Source organism: Chryseobacterium rhizosphaerae (assembly GCF_003385455.1).
GTDB classification, from domain to species: Bacteria; Bacteroidota; Bacteroidia; order Flavobacteriales; family Weeksellaceae; genus Chryseobacterium; species Chryseobacterium rhizosphaerae.
Map to the genome: position 1 here is coordinate 68,402 of NZ_QNUF01000001.1, position 16,964 is coordinate 85,365.

16 protein-coding genes are annotated in these 16,964 nt (G+C 36.3%); 5 read left to right on the forward strand and 11 right to left on the reverse strand.

Annotated features, from left to right (window positions below; translation table 11 throughout):
* Nucleotides 1-23: 23 nt before the first annotated feature.
* Together DRF57_RS00300 and DRF57_RS00305 are read right to left on the reverse strand one after the other, a co-directional pair.
* Nucleotides 24-551: a 2'-5' RNA ligase family protein gene (locus DRF57_RS00300; RefSeq protein WP_115916279.1), complete on the reverse strand. Its 528-nt coding sequence runs from the start codon at nucleotides 549-551 to the stop codon at nucleotides 24-26.
* 20 nt (nucleotides 552-571) lie between these two features.
* Nucleotides 572-1,687, reverse strand: a complete 1,116-nt coding sequence (locus DRF57_RS00305) for a serine hydrolase domain-containing protein (protein WP_115916281.1) — start codon at nucleotides 1,685-1,687, stop codon at nucleotides 572-574.
* A gap of 264 nt (nucleotides 1,688-1,951) precedes the next feature.
* On the opposite strand from DRF57_RS00305, the gene DRF57_RS00310 reads away from it, so the two are divergent.
* Nucleotides 1,952-3,361 (forward strand): pyridoxal phosphate-dependent decarboxylase family protein, encoded by a 1,410-nt coding sequence (locus DRF57_RS00310; RefSeq protein ID WP_115916283.1) that lies wholly within the window; start codon nucleotides 1,952-1,954, stop codon nucleotides 3,359-3,361.
* Between the two features lie 35 nt (nucleotides 3,362-3,396).
* On the opposite strand, the gene DRF57_RS00315 is transcribed toward DRF57_RS00310, so the two are convergent.
* From DRF57_RS00315 to DRF57_RS00325, 3 genes are all read right to left on the reverse strand, one after another.
* Nucleotides 3,397-4,107: a Dph6-related ATP pyrophosphatase gene (locus DRF57_RS00315; RefSeq protein WP_084085798.1), complete on the reverse strand. Its 711-nt coding sequence runs from the start codon at nucleotides 4,105-4,107 to the stop codon at nucleotides 3,397-3,399.
* 41 nt (nucleotides 4,108-4,148) lie between these two features.
* Nucleotides 4,149-5,207, reverse strand: a complete 1,059-nt coding sequence (locus DRF57_RS00320; protein ID WP_115916285.1) for a hypothetical protein — start codon at nucleotides 5,205-5,207, stop codon at nucleotides 4,149-4,151.
* Nucleotides 5,208-5,291: 84 nt separating this feature from the next.
* A complete protein-coding gene (locus DRF57_RS00325) occupies nucleotides 5,292-8,639 on the reverse strand; it encodes a methylmalonyl-CoA mutase family protein (protein WP_047488660.1) in 3,348 nt (1,115 codons plus the stop codon).
* A gap of 249 nt (nucleotides 8,640-8,888) precedes the next feature.
* Here DRF57_RS00325 and DRF57_RS00330 point away from each other — a divergent pair, with 249 nt between their 5' ends.
* A complete protein-coding gene (locus DRF57_RS00330) occupies nucleotides 8,889-9,221 on the forward strand; it encodes a hypothetical protein (RefSeq protein ID WP_047488663.1) in 333 nt (110 codons plus the stop codon).
* 22 nt (nucleotides 9,222-9,243) lie between these two features.
* On the opposite strand, the gene DRF57_RS00335 is transcribed toward DRF57_RS00330, so the two are convergent.
* Nucleotides 9,244-10,350, reverse strand: coding sequence for a DUF3667 domain-containing protein (locus DRF57_RS00335; RefSeq protein WP_115916287.1), 1,107 nt, complete (start codon nucleotides 10,348-10,350; stop codon nucleotides 9,244-9,246).
* A gap of 343 nt (nucleotides 10,351-10,693) precedes the next feature.
* Between DRF57_RS00335 and rplM the strand changes: the two genes are divergently transcribed.
* The 3 genes from rplM to rpsB all read left to right on the forward strand — a co-directional run bounded on the left by rplM (nucleotide 10,694) and on the right by rpsB (nucleotide 12,512).
* Entirely contained in the window at nucleotides 10,694-11,149 is a 456-nt protein-coding gene (gene rplM, locus DRF57_RS00340) for a 50S ribosomal protein L13 (protein WP_047488670.1), read from the forward strand.
* A gap of 6 nt (nucleotides 11,150-11,155) precedes the next feature.
* Complete coding sequence (gene rpsI, locus DRF57_RS00345; RefSeq protein WP_034746528.1) at nucleotides 11,156-11,542, forward strand: 30S ribosomal protein S9; 387 nt, start codon at nucleotides 11,156-11,158, stop codon at nucleotides 11,540-11,542.
* Nucleotides 11,543-11,750: 208 nt separating this feature from the next.
* A complete protein-coding gene (rpsB, locus tag DRF57_RS00350) occupies nucleotides 11,751-12,512 on the forward strand; it encodes a 30S ribosomal protein S2 (RefSeq protein WP_047488674.1) in 762 nt (253 codons plus the stop codon).
* 405 nt (nucleotides 12,513-12,917) lie between these two features.
* Here rpsB and DRF57_RS00355 read toward each other — a convergent pair whose 3' ends face one another.
* From DRF57_RS00355 to DRF57_RS00375, 5 genes are all read right to left on the reverse strand, one after another.
* Nucleotides 12,918-13,352, reverse strand: coding sequence for a DUF6759 domain-containing protein (locus DRF57_RS00355; RefSeq protein WP_047488677.1), 435 nt, complete (start codon nucleotides 13,350-13,352; stop codon nucleotides 12,918-12,920).
* A 6-nt stretch (nucleotides 13,353-13,358) separates the two neighbouring features.
* On the reverse strand, nucleotides 13,359-14,060 hold the full coding sequence (locus DRF57_RS00360; RefSeq protein WP_115916289.1) for a DUF6759 domain-containing protein: 702 nt from the start codon (nucleotides 14,058-14,060) through the stop codon (nucleotides 13,359-13,361).
* A gap of 17 nt (nucleotides 14,061-14,077) precedes the next feature.
* Nucleotides 14,078-14,755: a tRNA (guanosine(46)-N7)-methyltransferase TrmB gene (gene trmB, locus DRF57_RS00365; protein WP_047488683.1), complete on the reverse strand. Its 678-nt coding sequence runs from the start codon at nucleotides 14,753-14,755 to the stop codon at nucleotides 14,078-14,080.
* Nucleotides 14,756-15,006: 251 nt separating this feature from the next.
* Nucleotides 15,007-15,768, reverse strand: coding sequence for a DUF6759 domain-containing protein (locus tag DRF57_RS00370; RefSeq protein WP_047488686.1), 762 nt, complete (start codon nucleotides 15,766-15,768; stop codon nucleotides 15,007-15,009).
* A 297-nt stretch (nucleotides 15,769-16,065) separates the two neighbouring features.
* Entirely contained in the window at nucleotides 16,066-16,857 is a 792-nt protein-coding gene (locus DRF57_RS00375) for a hypothetical protein (RefSeq protein ID WP_047488689.1), read from the reverse strand.
* Between the last annotated feature and the right edge of the window lie 107 nt (nucleotides 16,858-16,964).

Sequence of the window (16,964 nt, forward strand, 5' to 3'; positions counted from 1 at the left end):
GCTATAATTGCCGGTTTTCTTTTCTATGCTTCTCTCAGATTTTTCTCTGCAATGGGGATCCATTTATAATCATGGCGGAGAAGTAAAATTTTATCAACTAGAAATTTAGTTTTATATTCTTTTGATTGATACTTCTCCCAGGCTTTAAGGTAGTTTTCCCAGGTCAGATTTCTGTATCCAACGGTCATATGGGGATGGAAAGAATATTTCGCAAAATTAAACTGTTGCTTTACCTTGTTGTGAAGCTCTTCTAAATGAGGATTGTTTTCCGGATGGATAAAGATCACCGGATTTTTAGGATTGGGAAAACTCCCAAAACCATTGAGCTCAATTTCAAAAGGAGACATTTGGGTGTCAATTTTCTGAAATGCTGTGAAAATATCAATTTCCAGCTCCGTTTCTCTGGAGAACGGAGGAAAAAGAGTAATATGGGCATCATTTTTTAATGCCTTAGAATTGTCATAAACCAGAGCAAAATCACTCTTGAAAACCTTAACCTCTTCTATGATTTCCTTTGGAGGATAGACGGCTATGAAATACATTTTCTTCATACCATTGAAATGAATGAAAGCTAAAGTACTTCTTTTTTTTGCTTTAGCTGCATTAATGTATTCTCAAGATTATCTGTAATCTTTTTTATTTCAATATGTGGTTTGAACACCAGGCCTTTTCCTTTTGCTTCATCCGCAATATTAGAAAGGATGATCACAGAGGTCTTTGTTTCCGGGTAATAGATATTCAGAGAAGGGGAACCTTTTATATATCCGCTGTGAAAATAGGAGTTGGGCTTTCCGATATTCAGCATGATTCCGTAGGCATAGCCCATTTTTCCAAAGATGGCATGATGTCTTTCTGCACTTTTTGCCATAAATTGTTTTAAGGTTTCAGGCTTCAATATTTTACCTCCATAAAGAGCATTGTTCCAACGGTGAAGATCCTGAATGGTAGAAAGTATTCCTCCGGCAGGAGTTCCTATCTCTTTTCCGTCTAATCTTTTCGGCATATTCGGAACTTCTTCACACAGTGTTCCGTTTCCAACATACGCGCTGGCAAAATTATTTCCTTTAAAGGTATTTCCTGTGGAAGAATTTGTCATTCCTGCTTTTTTAAAAAGCTCCTGTACATTTTCATCATAAGACTTACCGGAAACTTTTTCTACAATTTTCCCCAACGTATTAAACCCGTCATTGGAGTAATGAAAGCCTGAACCGCTTTTAAACATCAGTTTTCCACCAAGAAGATTCAATCCGGAAGTATGGTTGAGAAGCTGATGGATGGTAATATGTTCATAGTCTTTATTCTGAAATTCCTTTACATATTTAGAAGCCTTATCGGTTACATTCAGTTTTCCCTGTTCCATTTGAAGCAGAACCAGAGCTGCAGTAAATTGCTTACTTACGGAACCAATGGCAAAAATGGTATTGCTGTCAATTTTTGCTTTTTTCTTAAAATTTGAATACCCGCTTTCTTTTCTGTAAAGCTGCAGAGAATCCTTAAAGACAGCCACACTTCCATTGAAATGGTACTTTTTAAAGACAGAATCAATCTGTTGTTCCAAAAGAGTGGTTTGAAAAGCGGTAATGGTAGAGTCAATGACGGCATTTTTATCAATGGGAGCTTTAGAAATTTCAGTTTTACATGAGAGTAAAGAACAGAGTAATACCAGGAGTGCTAAATTTTTTATCACGGGTGTTTGTGTTATATGTTATAAATTATTTCAATATGTTTTGAGACCACAGATCATTGATGGGAATATATTCTTGTGAGCAAAGATCAGGTGTTTTTATTTTTAAAATTCAATAGGGTATTCTAAAGATAGTGAAATCTTTAAAAGTTTCAAAAGGATGCAAAATGCGTGCTAGGAATGAATTTAACGGTATTTTTATAGGAACTTAATCTAAACTTAAAGAGTATTTAATACATTTGAAAGGATTATAAGAAATCTACCATCATGAAAGGACATTTGAAAAGTGATTCAGAACAAATTGATTACCTGTTGGATATCATAAAAAGACAGGGAACGGAATATCTGAATAATATTACCGACCGACCGACTTCTATAGATCATACTTTTATACCAGAGCTACAGAGCTTGCCGGAGACGGGCTATGGAACGGAAAAAGCGCTACAGATTTTCAACGAAAAATTCGAGCCGATAATGGTTGGATCTGGAGGTCCCAGATATTGGGGCTTTGTAACAGGAGGAGCTACTCCGGCATCCATTGTGGGGGATTGGCTGGCCACTATTTATGATCAGAATACTCAAACTGTATCAGGACAAGGAGATATTTCAGCGAATATAGAGATCGAAACAATACAGCTTTTGCTTAAACTTCTTCAGCTTCCGGAAAGCTTTCTTGGAGGTTTTGTATCAGGAGCCACTATGTCGAATTTTACCTGCCTGGCTGTGGGCCGTCAATGGTTAGGAAAAGAACAGGGAAGAGATATTGCGAAAGAAGGGGTTTCCGGAACAGTAAAAATACTGACCGCAACTCCACACTCATCTTCCATAAAATCATTGTCATTATTAGGGCTGGGAAGTGATAATATTGTTAAAATTAAAACAGAAGAAGGAAACCGTGAGGCTATCAATATCAAAGATCTTGAAGAACATATTCTGAGACTTACGGGTGAGCCGTTTATCCTGATTTCAAGTGGGGGAACTGTAAATACAGTGGATTTTGATGATTTTAAGGCTATCAGTGAATTAAAAAAGAAATATAATTTCTGGTGGCATATTGATGCGGCTTTTGGTGGATTTGCAGCGTGTTCAGATTCATATAAATACCTTGTGGAAGGTTGGGAATATGCTGACAGTATTACGGTAGACTGTCATAAATGGTTGAATGTTCCTTACGAAAGTGCTGTGTTTTTAATCAAGGAACAACATAAAATTTTGCAGGTAGAAACCTTTCAGAATTCAAATGCTCCTTATCTGGGAGATCCGTTGGATAATTTCAGTTATTTAAATTTTCTTCCTGAAAACTCAAGAAGATTAAAGGCGCTTCCGGCCTGGTTCTCTATCATGGCTTACGGTAGAAAAGGATATCAGGAGATTGTAGATAAGAATATATCATGGGCAAAACAGTTTGGAGAGTTAATTGAAAACAGTAATGATTTTAAATTGCTGGCTCCGGTACGATTGAATACGGTTTGTTTTACATTAAAGGATGGGGTAAAGGAGGATGAGGTAGGGCGATTTCTTGAAAAGCTTAATGATACAGGGAAAGTCTTTATGACACCTACTTTTTATAACCAGCATAACGGAATAAGAGCTGCATTTGTCAACTGGATGACCAGTGAAAAGGATGTTCAGCTAGCATTTGATCTCATGAATGAAATTATTACTGAAATAAAATAATATGTTGAAAAGCCTGCTGATAAATATTCACAGGCTTATTTTAATAGCAGGTCACAGAACCAGAAAATATATTCTCCGTCCTCTTCTTCAGGATTTGCTTTAGGCTTGGGGTATGTTTTCTTTACTGTTTCACCTATTGTAAACTGAATCGGGTTTTTAAAAATGGGACCATCAAACGTAAAGGTGTGAAATTCCCCATTTTCTCCGCAAGGGTCTACATTTTTAGGAAGGTCATTGATGAAATTTTGATCAATAATCCGACCTGCAAAGCTTTTATCCAGATAATTCCCGTTCACACAGGTTACGATGGTTTTGAAACCCAGATCTAAAAATTCATGGATGAGGTCTGATGTATTTTGCTTCCAAAGAGGAAAAACGGCTTTCATGCCGATACTGTTTAACTGTTCTTCTCTGTATTGACGAAGATCTTCGAGGAAAATATCTCCAAAAACAGAATGGGTAACCCCCTGAGCCTGTATTTCAGACATCGTTTTATTCATGATTTCCCGGTATTCTTCCATAGAAGGTTCTTTCGGAAGTTCCATTTTTATCAGGGGTATTCCTATATTGGCAGCCTGCTGCTCCAAAAGAGATACATGAACTCCGTGCATGGAAATTCGCTGAAACTCTTTATTGATACTGGTAAGCAGGGTCGTGACCTCATACCGGTTTTCCTGTAGTGTTTTGTAAAGAGCCAGGGCAGAATCTTTCCCGCTGCTCCAGTTGAATAATGCTTTCGGTTTCATTGTAAAATAAAAATCTCCCAAAAATAGGGAGATTTTATCTATTAGTATCTTTTGTTCTGAATTTCTTTTACAGGAATGAATCCTCCATTAAAGTAATTGATTTTCATTTCAAAAGGGTATGCGGGATTGGTCATAATCAAGACTCCGATAGCTCCAAAAAATGCTGCACCGGTGACCATCATGCTTCCTCTATTGGGATCTGATCTTATTTTTCCAATGAAATAATAATCATTGTCTCTTTTCTCTGCTCTGGTAAACAGATTTTCTATAGAAAGATAGAGGTAAGGTTCACCTTTATATACTACTGCATAGATATCATCTTTTTTAATCTCTTTTTCTTTTCCGTCTGCAGTTTCATAGATTCTTACGATTTTGGGAGCATTACCATAAAATTTTACGTTAGAAATCTCCTGATCAGGTTGTTGATTTTTTAAAGAATTATAGTCTTTATAAACTCCGTCCTTCAATGGAGATGAACTATAAAAAGGGATCGATTCTTTTGCTGTATCATCAAAGTTTTTAACCTGTTCGTAGGTGTAGTGATGAGTGGTTTCAGGTTTTTTAGCAGCATTAGTACTAATAAAGTCAATAAGCATTTCGCTTCCTTTCTGGAGGGTTTCTTTTGTGACATCAGTTGCCCTGTGATCAATCACCTTATCAGACTGATCAATCAAAGAATAAGTTCCATCGTCATTTTTTGAAAATAAAAATGCCTGAAAATAACAATAGCCATGCTCACTTAGCTTAGCCGTAAGCTCTGCAAAATAGAGCTGTTTAAGGTATAAAACTAAAGTCCCATCCTCTGTATTTTCTCCATTGATGCCGTTCAGTACATTCTGAAACTGGCTGGAAAGACTTGAAGCAGAAACAACCCTTGCTTTAGCATTCAAAAGCCCCTGCTGAACAATGCCTAATGAAGTGGTGTCGGTTCTGCGGTCAATCAGTTTGATTGTTTTATAATAGCTTTTATCTACTTTTTTAGTGGGAAGGCTGATGGTAAAATCTTCAGTTCGCTTTTGGGCAGATACGATTGAGGTCAGGAAGAGCGTGACTACCATTAAGACTCTGCTAAAATAATTTTTCATAATTAATCTCTTCATTGGTAAAAGTTTTGGATTAAAAATACAAAAAAACCTCAAAGAAATTCCTTGAGGTTTTAATTTTATAATCTCCTGTTCAGGGTATTACATATTTCTTCTGTACTTGCCACCCACTTCAAATAAAGCATTGGTGATTTGTCCAAGAGAACAGTATTTCACAGCATCCATCATAATCCCAAAAAGGTTTTGCTGATTGATGGCTGCATATTGTAATTTTTTAAGAGCTTCCTCAGATTTATCTTCATTTGATTTTTGGAAATTATGAAGTGTTTCGATCTGAACCTGCTTTTCTTCTTCCGTAGAACGGATTACCTCTCCCGGACGAACCGTAGGTGAACCGTCTTTTCCAAGGAAAGTATTAACTCCAATAATTGGATATTCTCCGGTATGTTTCAGCCACTCATAATGCATAGATTCTTCCTGAATTTTTGAACGTTGGTACATCGTTTCCATAGCACCAAGAACACCGCCTCTTTCCGTAATTCTGTCAAATTCTGCATATACTGCTTCTTCCACAAGATCTGTCAGTTCTTCAATAATAAATGATCCCTGCAGTGGATTTTCATTTTTAGCTAACCCTAATTCTTTATTAATGATCAGCTGAATAGCCATTGCTCTTCTTACAGATTGTTCTGTAGGCGTTGTAATAGCCTCGTCATAAGCGTTGGTGTGTAATGAATTACAGTTGTCATAGATGGCATAAAGTGCCTGCAGCGTAGTTCTGATATCATTGAAATCAATTTCCTGAGCGTGAAGTGAACGTCCTGAAGTCTGGATGTGGTATTTCAGCATCTGGCTTCTTTCGTCAGCTCCATATTTCAGTTTCATAGCTTTTGCCCAGATTCTTCTTGCTACACGTCCGATTACTGAATATTCAGGGTCGATACCGTTGGAGAAGAAGAAAGATAAATTCGGAGCAAAATCGTTGATGTCCATTCCGCGGCTTAGGTAATATTCTACATATGTAAATCCGTTAGCCAATGTAAATGCCAGCTGAGAAACTGGGTTGGCACCAGCTTCAGCAATGTGATATCCTGAAATAGAGACCGAGTAGAAGTTTCTTACTTTTTCTGTGATAAAATATTCCTGAACATCCCCCATCAGTCTTAAAGCAAATTCAGTAGAGAAAATACAGGTGTTCTGAGCCTGATCTTCTTTTAAAATATCAGCCTGAACCGTTCCACGAACGGTAGCGATTGTTTTGGCTTTAATTTCAGCATAAGCTTCTGCCGGAATTACTTCATCTCCTGTAATCCCTAAAAGTTTTAATCCTAAACCATTGTTGGATGGAGGAAGTTCTCCGTTATATTTTGGTCTTTCTAACCCTTTATCGTCAAATTTTGCTTTTAATACAGCTTCAACCTTAGCTTCCAGTTTATGCTCAGCGATGTATTTTTCAACGTTCTGGTCGATGGCAGCATTCATAAAGAAAGCCAGCAGCATTGGAGCCGGACCGTTAATCGTCATTGAAACGGAAGTCATTGCATTCACCAGGTCAAATCCTGAATACAGTTTCTTGGCATCATCCAGAGTGGCGATAGAAACTCCTGCATTTCCGATTTTACCGTAAATATCCGGTGGTAAAGCAGGATCCTGACCGTATAAAGTTACAGAGTCAAAAGCTGTTGATAAACGTTTAGCAGGCATTTCTGCAGAAACGTAATGGAATCTTCTGTTGGTTCTTTCCGGACCTCCTTCCCCTGCAAACATTCTGGTTGGGTCTTCTCCTGTTCTTTTAAAAGGATAAATTCCTGCCGTGTAAGGGAATCCTCCCGGAAGATTTTCCTGGCCTTTCCACTTGATCAGATCCCCCCAATCGTTGTATTTTGGTAATGCAATTTTTGGAATTCTCAAATGAGACAGAGATTCTGTAGAAGTCTCAACTTTAATTTCTTTTCCACGTACGAAATAGGAATAAAACTCCTCATGGAAAGCTTTTTTCGTATCTTCCCAAGACTTCAGGAAGTCGATGTTTTCCTGTTGAAGTTCCTTTTCGGCTTTTTGATATTCCGCATCTAATGCCTCATTGGAAATAATTTTTTTAACCCCTTCAATATGATACATTGTTCTGGCTAATTCAGCCTGCTTTTCAATGTTTTCATCATATATTCTGTTGTTTTCAACAATTTCAGACAGGTAACGAACTCTTTTTGGAGGAATAATCGTTACTTCTTCTGTAATTTCCTGTTCAGCGAAAGTATTTAAATGTAAATCGGAAAACTTATCGTTTACTTTGGAAACAAGCCTGTTGTATAATTCTGTTGTTCCATGGTCATTGAACTGAGATGCTTTTGTAGCGTATACAGGCATTTCATCCAATGGACTTTCCCAAAGTAAATGGTTTCTCTGGAACTGTTTTCTTACCGCCTGAAGTGCATCAAGAGCACCTCGTTTATCAGATTTATTTAAAGCCACTAAATCGGCATAATCTAACATGTCAATTTTCTCAAGCTGAGTGGAGGCTCCATATTCGGGAGTCATCACATACATGGAAACATCTGCAAAATCAGAAACTTCCGAACCGGACTGGCCAATACCTGAAGTTTCCAAAATGATCACATCCGGATGTGCCAGTTTCAATACATTTAAGGCAGAATGAATGAACGGTGATACTGAAACGTTATTTTCTCTTGTGGCCATTGAACGCATATAAACTCTGGGATCATTGATCGCATTCATACGGATTCTGTCTCCTAAAAGCGCTCCTCCTGTTTTCTTTTTCGAAGGGTCTATAGAAATAATGGCAATTTTTTTATCCGGATTTGAACGGATGAAACGTCTTACCAATTCATCTGTCAATGAAGATTTTCCTGCTCCACCTGTACCCGTGATCCCAATGATTGGAATATGTAAATCTTTTGATTTTTCGTCAATAGCTTTTACCAGTTCAGGTTTTTCTTCGGAAAAGTTTTCTACAGCAGAAATGATCTTGGCAATACTTGTCGAGTTTTCAAAACTGATGGCATCTAAATCATCTTCAGTAATTTCTTTACCTGTAGCAAAGTCTGCTCTGTTTACCAGATCATCGATCATTCCCTGTAATCCCAGTTCCCGGCCGTCGTCCGGAGAATAAATTCTGTCGATTCCATAGTCCATCAGATCTTTGATTTCTTCAGGAAGGATAACACCGCCACCGCCACCAAAGATTTTAATCTGTGGTGAGTTTTTCTCTCTTAGCAGGTCATAGATATATTTGAAATATTCATTATGACCTCCCTGATAGGATGTCAGGGCAATAGCATTGGCATCTTCCTGGATAGCTGTGTTGACAACTTCCTCAGCTGATTTATCATGTCCCAGGTGAATCACTTCACATCCGGTTCCCTGAATGACACGACGCATAATATTGATCGCAGCATCATGCCCGTCAAATAAAGAGGCAGCTGTTACGATTCTTACTTTGTTGGTTGGAGTATATTTTTGGGTTTCCATAAAAATTCTAGAAAGTTTCTAAGTTTTCAAATATAACAATAAAAAAAGAACCTTGTGTTTGATTTTATAGTATTGATTTCCATTATATTGCAAGTCGTTATTTAATTAAAACTCCCCGATTTTAGGTCAGGGAGTTTGAGGGTTTGAGAGTTTAAGGCTTCAGGAGTAGTACAGGAAGGGAGAATTGGGTGTTTTCATTTCCAAATTCTCAAATTAAATTCTCTACTTTTGCAAAATATTTTTACAGGTATGCAAAAAGCTTTGATGTATTTCGCGTTGGGAACGGTAGTAAGCTTCCTTATAAATTATTTCTTTCTGAGTTCAGAAAATCTGGGTCTGGATATCTATTATGCTGTTGCCTTTGGTTTAGCCTGGGGGATTGCCTATTATCTCGATACCCCGAACTTTACATTGCCCCAAAAAATGGGATTGTCTTTTGTAGCCATGGGGATCCTCGTTCTTGTGGGAACTTTGATTTTTAAACTTGAACTGGCTATTCCGTCTATTCTTAAGTTTTCTACAGTTTTTGTTGCTTATTATTTATTTGCAAGCTTCAGAGGAAGCAAGTCATTAAGAAAATAAAAGGCTTCCCTATTATATTATACTAGTGAATCATCAGGAAGCTCACTAAGGCAAGACCGGTCACCAAAAACATAAACGCAAAGAAATTAACGGTTAATAATGTAAGTCCGATTATAAAACTTACCATTCCATGGGCATGATAAGCCCGGCGGTGAGCGATGAAGAAATATCCAATATTGTATAATAGCAGGACGCTCATTGTTAAATACAACAATAGGTTAATGGGCCTGAAACTTATTACCCCCACCAATTTGGAGAGTAAGAATATAAATAAGATATTCAATAAAAGGAATGAGAAGTAATGCAGGGTGAAAATTCCGTGATCGAAATACCACCATTTTTTCTTACTGTGAAAAATCCATAAAAAGAAAGCAAAAAGAGGAAGGTAAATGAAAAGAGCCTTTGGGAGATTATGGAATGATTTTTCTATCATATTGACAACGATCTCCTGTTTGGTTACTCCTTTTTCTTTAAGTTCAAAGAATTTATGAGCTAACGGTATTTGAATAAAATCAAGAAAAGAAGGATTTTTAGCGGCAGCCGAGTCATAAGATTTCCTTGTTTTGTAACCTCCATACTCAACATCTGTATCTATTTTTTTGTTCATCTTCAAGACTTCCTTTATTTCATTCACTGTGACGGTGTCCGGTAATACATTTAGATTTTGTATGGATAAGGAATCTTTTCTGGTCAGCGTTCGCTCAGCTTTTATACTGTCGAACATTTTCTGAACCTCGGGTGATTTTATTTTTTCAAAAAAACTTATTTTGGGTGTATTTTTGGAATTGTTGTTGCCGTCAAAATTGAGCTTAACCATCGGGAAAAGGGCAAATACGAAGAAAGTAATAAAACTGACAAAAATATACAGTTTTACAGGAGGTACAAACTTTTGTCTCTTACCTTCCAGATAAGTATTGGTAAGCATTCCTGGTTTGAAGATGAGATTTTTCAGTGTTCCCCAAAACTGACCGTCATAATGGGTGAAATCTTCAATAAAGTGGGTGAAAAGAAAATAAAAAGGCTGGCGTCTTTCAATATTCTCTTGTCCGCAATGGGGACAAAATCTTTCTTCGACCTGATGCCCGCAGTTTAAGCAGGTTTTATCTTCTCTGATTTTTCCGTGGCTCATAGTTCTGGGTTTGGCGCAAATATAATTATTTCGTGAAATAAAATAATGATATTAATAAGTTTTTACGGAAATCATTAAGAAAAATAAAAAAAGAAAGAGTTTTGGGAATAAACTCTTTTCTTTATCATTTGTGTCTTTAGAATCTTCTAAAATTTTTTTTCATCGCAAAATTTTTTTACAAGATTTATGCCAAAGTTTAACATCGTGTTAAAATCTATTAACGTTCCCTCACGAAAGCAATATTCTATAGATTAAATAAAATATGTTTTTCAGTTACAAAAATAATTTGTACCTTTGCACACCCTTTTAGGGGAAAATTATGTTTAATCTTTAACTAAAACGTGTGAATACATTAAGTTACAAAACTGTTTCAGCGAACAAAGCTACTGCTAATAAAGAATGGGTTGTGGTAGACGCTGAAGGACAGCCGTTAGGTAGACTAGCTTCTACGGTTGCAAAGATTTTGAGAGGTAAGCACAAAACGAATTTTACACCTCACGTAGATTGTGGTGATAACGTAATCGTTTTGAATGCTGGGAAAATTACACTTTCCGGAAACAAGTGGGCTGATAAGACTTATATCTGGCATACAGGATATCCTGGTGGACAGAAGTCTATGACTGCGGCTGAACTTCAAAAGAAAGATTCTTTAAAGGTATTAGAGAAGTCTGTAAAAGGTATGTTGCCTAAAAACAAACTAGGATCTGCTATCCTTAAAAATCTTTATTTATATGAAGGTACTGAGCACAAGCATGAAGCTCAACAGCCTAAAACAATTAATGTTAACGAATTTAAATAATTAATTATGTCTATAGTTCACAAAATCGGAAGAAGAAAAACTTCTGTAGCAAGAGTTTATGTAAGACCAGGTTCTGGAATCATTACAGTAAACGGTAAAGACGCTGCAACTTATTTCTCTACAGACGTGATGGTTTACAAATTAAACCAACCGTTTATCCTTTCTGAGACTGTTGGTCAGTATGACGTTACCGTAAACGTATTCGGTGGTGGAAATACAGGTCAGGCAGAAGCTATCAGATTAGGTATTTCAAGAGCTTTATGCGAAATTAATGCTGAATTCAGATTAGCATTAAAGCCTGCTGGTTTACTTACAAGAGACGCAAGAATGGTGGAAAGAAAGAAGCCAGGTCAGAAAAAAGCAAGAAAGAGATTCCAATTCTCAAAACGTTAAGATTTCATGTTGGCGAATGGCTACTGGCTATTGGCTACAGAAATGTATTAAATTTTTTTTAAACTTAATCTCGGCGAAATGCCCATTGCTAAAAGCAAAAAGCCTTACGCCACATTGCCCGTTACGTTTAGCATCCAAACGCTTCTCCCATCTAAAGAAGTTGTTGATTGTTTAAAAGACGGAAAGTAAACTAACAAAAACAGAAAACATGGCAAAAGCAAATGTAAAAGACCTTTTAGAGGCTGGTGTACACTTCGGTCACATGACTAGAAAGTGGAATCCAAATATGGCTCCATACATTTTTATGGAGAAGAACGGTATTCACATTGTAGACTTACATAAAACAGCAGTTAAATTAGATGAAGCTTGCAGCGCTTTAGAAAAATTAACTTCTGCAGGTAAAAAAGTTCTATTCGTTGCAACTAAAAAGCAAGCGAAAGAAGTTGTTGCAAAACACGCTTCAGAACTTAATATGCCTTATATCACAGAAAGATGGCCAGGTGGTATGTTAACGAACTTCGTTACTATCAGAAAGGCTGTAAAGAAGATGAACTCTATCGACAAAATGAAAAAAGACGGTACGTTCGAAACTTTATCTAAAAAAGAAAGATTACAAGTTGACAGACAAAGAGCTAACTTAGAGAAAAACTTAGGTTCTATCTCTGACATGGTTAGACTTCCTTCTGCTGTATTTGTAGTTGATATCTTAAGAGAACACATCGCGGTAACTGAAGCTAAGAAATTAGGTATTCCAGTTTTCGGTATCGTTGATACAAACTCTGACCCTAGAAAAGTAGACTTCGTTATCCCAGGAAACGATGATGCTTCTAAATCTATTGATATGATCCTTAGCGTAGTTTCTGAATCTATCAAAGAAGGTCAGTCTCAAAGAAAAGCTGATAAAGAAAAATCTAAAGAAGAAGGAGAAAAAGTATCTGCTGATACAGATGCTGATTTCGATGCTGAATAATTAAAGAAATTTCTTTACTATAAAAAAAAACGCTGGATTTTATCCGGCGTTTTTTTATTTTAAGAACCTGTTTACATTGTATTCAGGAATTTTATATGTTTGGTTATGAGATGTATGCTTATCCATAGGCTTTGACGAATCAACGAAATTGATTCTATCCTTTGCTCCCTAAAACTATGGATAATGAAGCTAAAGCTTTGCGTTAGAAAAACACATCATCGGTACATCATCTTTTTAATCAAAAAATCCTTAAAGAATGTGATTTGGATAAAGATCTGAATGTTAGATAAAAAATCAAATTTAGAAATTTAAACAGTCTCTAAATTTTTGGTAATGATACTGAATTTGTTGTGCTTACTGAAAATAAAGAAAAAACTAAACCCACAGCATGCTGTGGGTTTTTATTTATCTTGAAAGCTTTACAGAATAGGAGGTTGTGATATACTTGGTCGATTGATAGGAAGAATTGCATACCATACCGGATAATCTGTAATTCTGATTTTTAGGGACCATAGTATAGCCTATTTTTCCAGAAGCTATGGGTATTTTTTTAAAGAAATTATTTCCGCTTACTGTAAGGACCATATTACAAGAGGATTGATTTTCTATGGAAAGAGAGGTCCTTGGATTGCCCGGATCATCATTATTAAGAAGATCACTAAGAACATCAGCGGTTTCAGGTTTATAGGTCTTGATCAGTTCGCTATATTCTCTTTCTGTACTGGCAGCACTGCCGGAATTACCGGAAGGATAAGGGTTTCTTATGGGGTAATTTCCATAATTAACATTACAGCTGGTAAGGATAATGGATGTGCCCATAAAGAACAATAGCTTTTTCATTCAGTTTTATTTTTTGCTTTTTTTTGTTTTCGAAGACTTTTTCGGCGTCATTTTTTTTAGATCCGTTTCCGTATTATTATCTGTTTCTGCCGGGGACTGACCCGGATTGCCAATCGTTATAAATATACTTTTCTTAATCTCTTTTTGAGAGAAGTATTTCAGGTCGCAAACATTGCTGCTTAGGGTATAAGAACCCTTATTAATGACAACAACATTTTCTCCATGGGCAGGAACAGCTAAGTTATAATAGTCTTTTCCTTCAATCCTTAGAACGATATTACAATCCGAATTATTTTTAAACAGCAGGATAGCTTCTTTTCGGGTAATATCCTCGCTTAACATTGCGTTCAGAAGCCTTACCGTCTTTTCTTTGTGCTCTTCAGATGTTTCAGCAATCAGTTTCTTAAATTCTTCAGCTTCACTGGAATTTGGGCTTCTTAAGACGCTTTTGGGAATGTCGGAGATAACAGGCCTTGCCTCCATAGGTTTGGCAGTATGGGCTCCTTTTGTCCACTCAGCATTTTTTAAAGCTATGAGTTTGGGTTTAAGAACACTCCTTTTGGGATCATCGGGATGGGCGTTCTTTAAATATTCTTCAATTTCCTTGATTTTTGTGCTTTTAAGAATGTCTTTACTGCCTTTTTGAGCATCAGTAAAGACAGGGGTAAGGAAAGTGAAAAATAAAATCGTCAAAATTTTTTTTTTCATCAACTTAAGTTATTTCATCAGCTTATCCGGAATTTAATATAGGTTATCGTTTTTCCTTTAGCTGAAAACAGTTCTTCATAATGTGTTTTAATATCTCTCAAATGTTCCGTATTCGGATCATATTCCGGTGCGCCATAAATATCATGGTGAGCACTAATGATTTCGTAGCCTGCTCCCTGTAAATAACCCAGTGTATATCCGTGTAAAAATTCTGAATCTGTTTTTAAATGAATAATACCACCTGGTTTCAGGAACTTTTTATATCGGTCTAAAAAGTCAGGATGTGTCAGCCTATGTTTGGTTCTTTTATATTTGATCTGAGGATCAGGAAACGTAATCCAGATCTCATCTACTTCGTTTTCAGCAAAAAAATGATCCACAAGCTCAATCTGGCTTCTTAAAAAAGCTACATTATTCATATTGCTTTCTACAGCTTCCTTTGCACCAAACCAAAATCTTGCTCCTTTAATATCAATTCCTATAAAGTTTTTTTCAGGAAACGTTTTTGCAAGTCCCACAGAATATTCACCTTTTCCACATCCTAATTCCAATACAATCGGATGATCATTTTTAAAGAAATCTTTTCTCCAGTTCCCTTTCAGTTCAAAGCCTTTCAGCGCATCTTCTCTTGTAGGTTGGATTACATTTGGTAATGTTTTGTTTTCTGCAAATCTTGCTAATTTATTCTTGCCCATTGAATTTATAAAATGACTGCAAAAATATGAAAAAATTAACGATATTGATCAGATCTGTTTACTTTTAACTACAATGAGTGATATTACAAAAAAGAAGCGAGAAACGATTGGGGATAGCGAAAATATCATCACCGTAATGTATAGTGAATGAATGTATTTAATATATAAAATTTATGACTCTAATTTAAATTATAATACCTATCAGGCTTTTTTGGTCATTTTTTAAGCCTGTACTTTTTCTAAGAAAGAAGCTAGTTTCCTAACGCTACCATGATTGGACGCTGGACTGTTTTTTGAGAGGCATACTGCGCACCGCATACCAGGCTGGTGAAAAGGTATTGCCCTTTTTCTATCACCACAGAGCTTTCACCTTTTGAAGGAACGGCAAGCCTGTATTTAGTAGTTCCCACTCCCTCCATTCTTACAATAATATTACAGTCTGATTTATTTTGGATCAGGACGATACATTCTTTGGCATTGGGATCATTATCAAACAACGAATTAAGTATTTTGACCGTTCTGTTTTGATGTTCAGTAGGGGATACTGCCATCAGCATATTGAACTCTTCAGCCTCTGCATCCGGAATAGCTGCATTAGTAGTTGTATTGGCGACAAATGTATTGGCACTGGTACTCGGAGTATATACGGTTGTAGGCTGTTTTGCAGCAAGTTCTGCCTTGTATTTTGCAATCTGTTTCTGCTTGATAATGGCATTCATTTCATCAAAACTGATCTTGGTAGAAGGTCTTCTTCTCAGTAAGGCAAGCATTTCCTGCATATCTTTGACCTTTTGATCCTCAGGATGGGCATTTTTGATATATTCCCTCATCAATTCCATGACCCGGGGTTTTAAAACAGATCTTCGCGGATCATCAGGATGAGCGTCTCTTAAGAAAGCATTGATCTCGTAGATGTTGTTGCTTTTTATAACATTCGTATAGTCTTTTCCCTTTTTTTGGGCAGACATATTAAAGAACAGCACGGAAACAAGAAGTAAAAGTAATTTTTTCATTAATAATATTAAGTTAAAAATGGATACTTTCTCTTAATTTGGTTTGGTGGTAATTAGTGTTTACTATAACGAAATAGTATTGTTTTTATTTTAAACACAAAATTGTGACCTAAAAGTACATATATTTTTGAATAGTAAAGAATTTTCTTTGTTGAAATTTGAATTTTCTATATTCTAAATTGGAGGTTATAACAGACCAATACACACAGTCCTGTAGAAAAAAAACAAATCCATGAAAATATTCTCATGGATCAGTCTGTATAATTTCCGAATAGCTTTCAGCTAAGATGTCAGGTGTTACTTACCAACAACTTCCTGAAGATGGGAGTTTCTCAATCTTTTCTGATAAATCGGGATATATTTTTCAATCGGGATTTTAATGGCTTCAAAATTTCCGGCCAGTACGTAAGGCTGAATATTTTCAGACGTATACACAAACTGCAGGAAGTTATCTATCAGGTTTTCCGGGATTTTAAACCTCAGGAAATAATCCTTTCCTAAATAATTTTTGATTTGGCTTACCGAACCATTCATTCTTTCGTAGGCAAGATAACGCTGTTTTTTCTTCCTTTCTCCGGAGAGCATATCATAAATACTTTCCAGGCTTAATGTAAGTCCACCATCTCTCAATCCTGCAACAGGAAGTTCAGGCGGCGTACCGTCACCCTTAGGCTGTGGCAGGCCGATTACTTTTTTAAGGGCAAGGCTCTTATCTTCTTTTCTAATAGAGTTTACGTCATACCGAAGATTTCCGGTAGGCTTGAACCGGGTGAGTACAATTTCCTGTATTTCATAATACGCTATCTTGAGCTCAATTAAGTTTTTCTGTTCTATTAACTGTGGGGTGAGTTTGACATCCTTTCTCTCTGTAACAATAGAGGTAAAACGGATAACATCCCCCGGATTGGCAGGAATGTTAAAATTACCATTGTAGTCTGTGAGTACAGTCTTCTGTGTATTAAGGTTGGTAACATAAACCTGGTTAAGGTATAAAATAGAATTATCTCTAAGAAATACCTCTCCAGAATATATTTGAGCATTGATTTTTGCAAGGAAAACCAATAATAATAGAGTAAACAGTTTCTTCATATAATGAGGCAAAATTACATAGAAATACAGCAATTTGTTCCTATTAAGATCGCGAATAGTGGTTAAAGTTATATTAAACTTTAGTATTAAATTGTTAATGAGTGTTA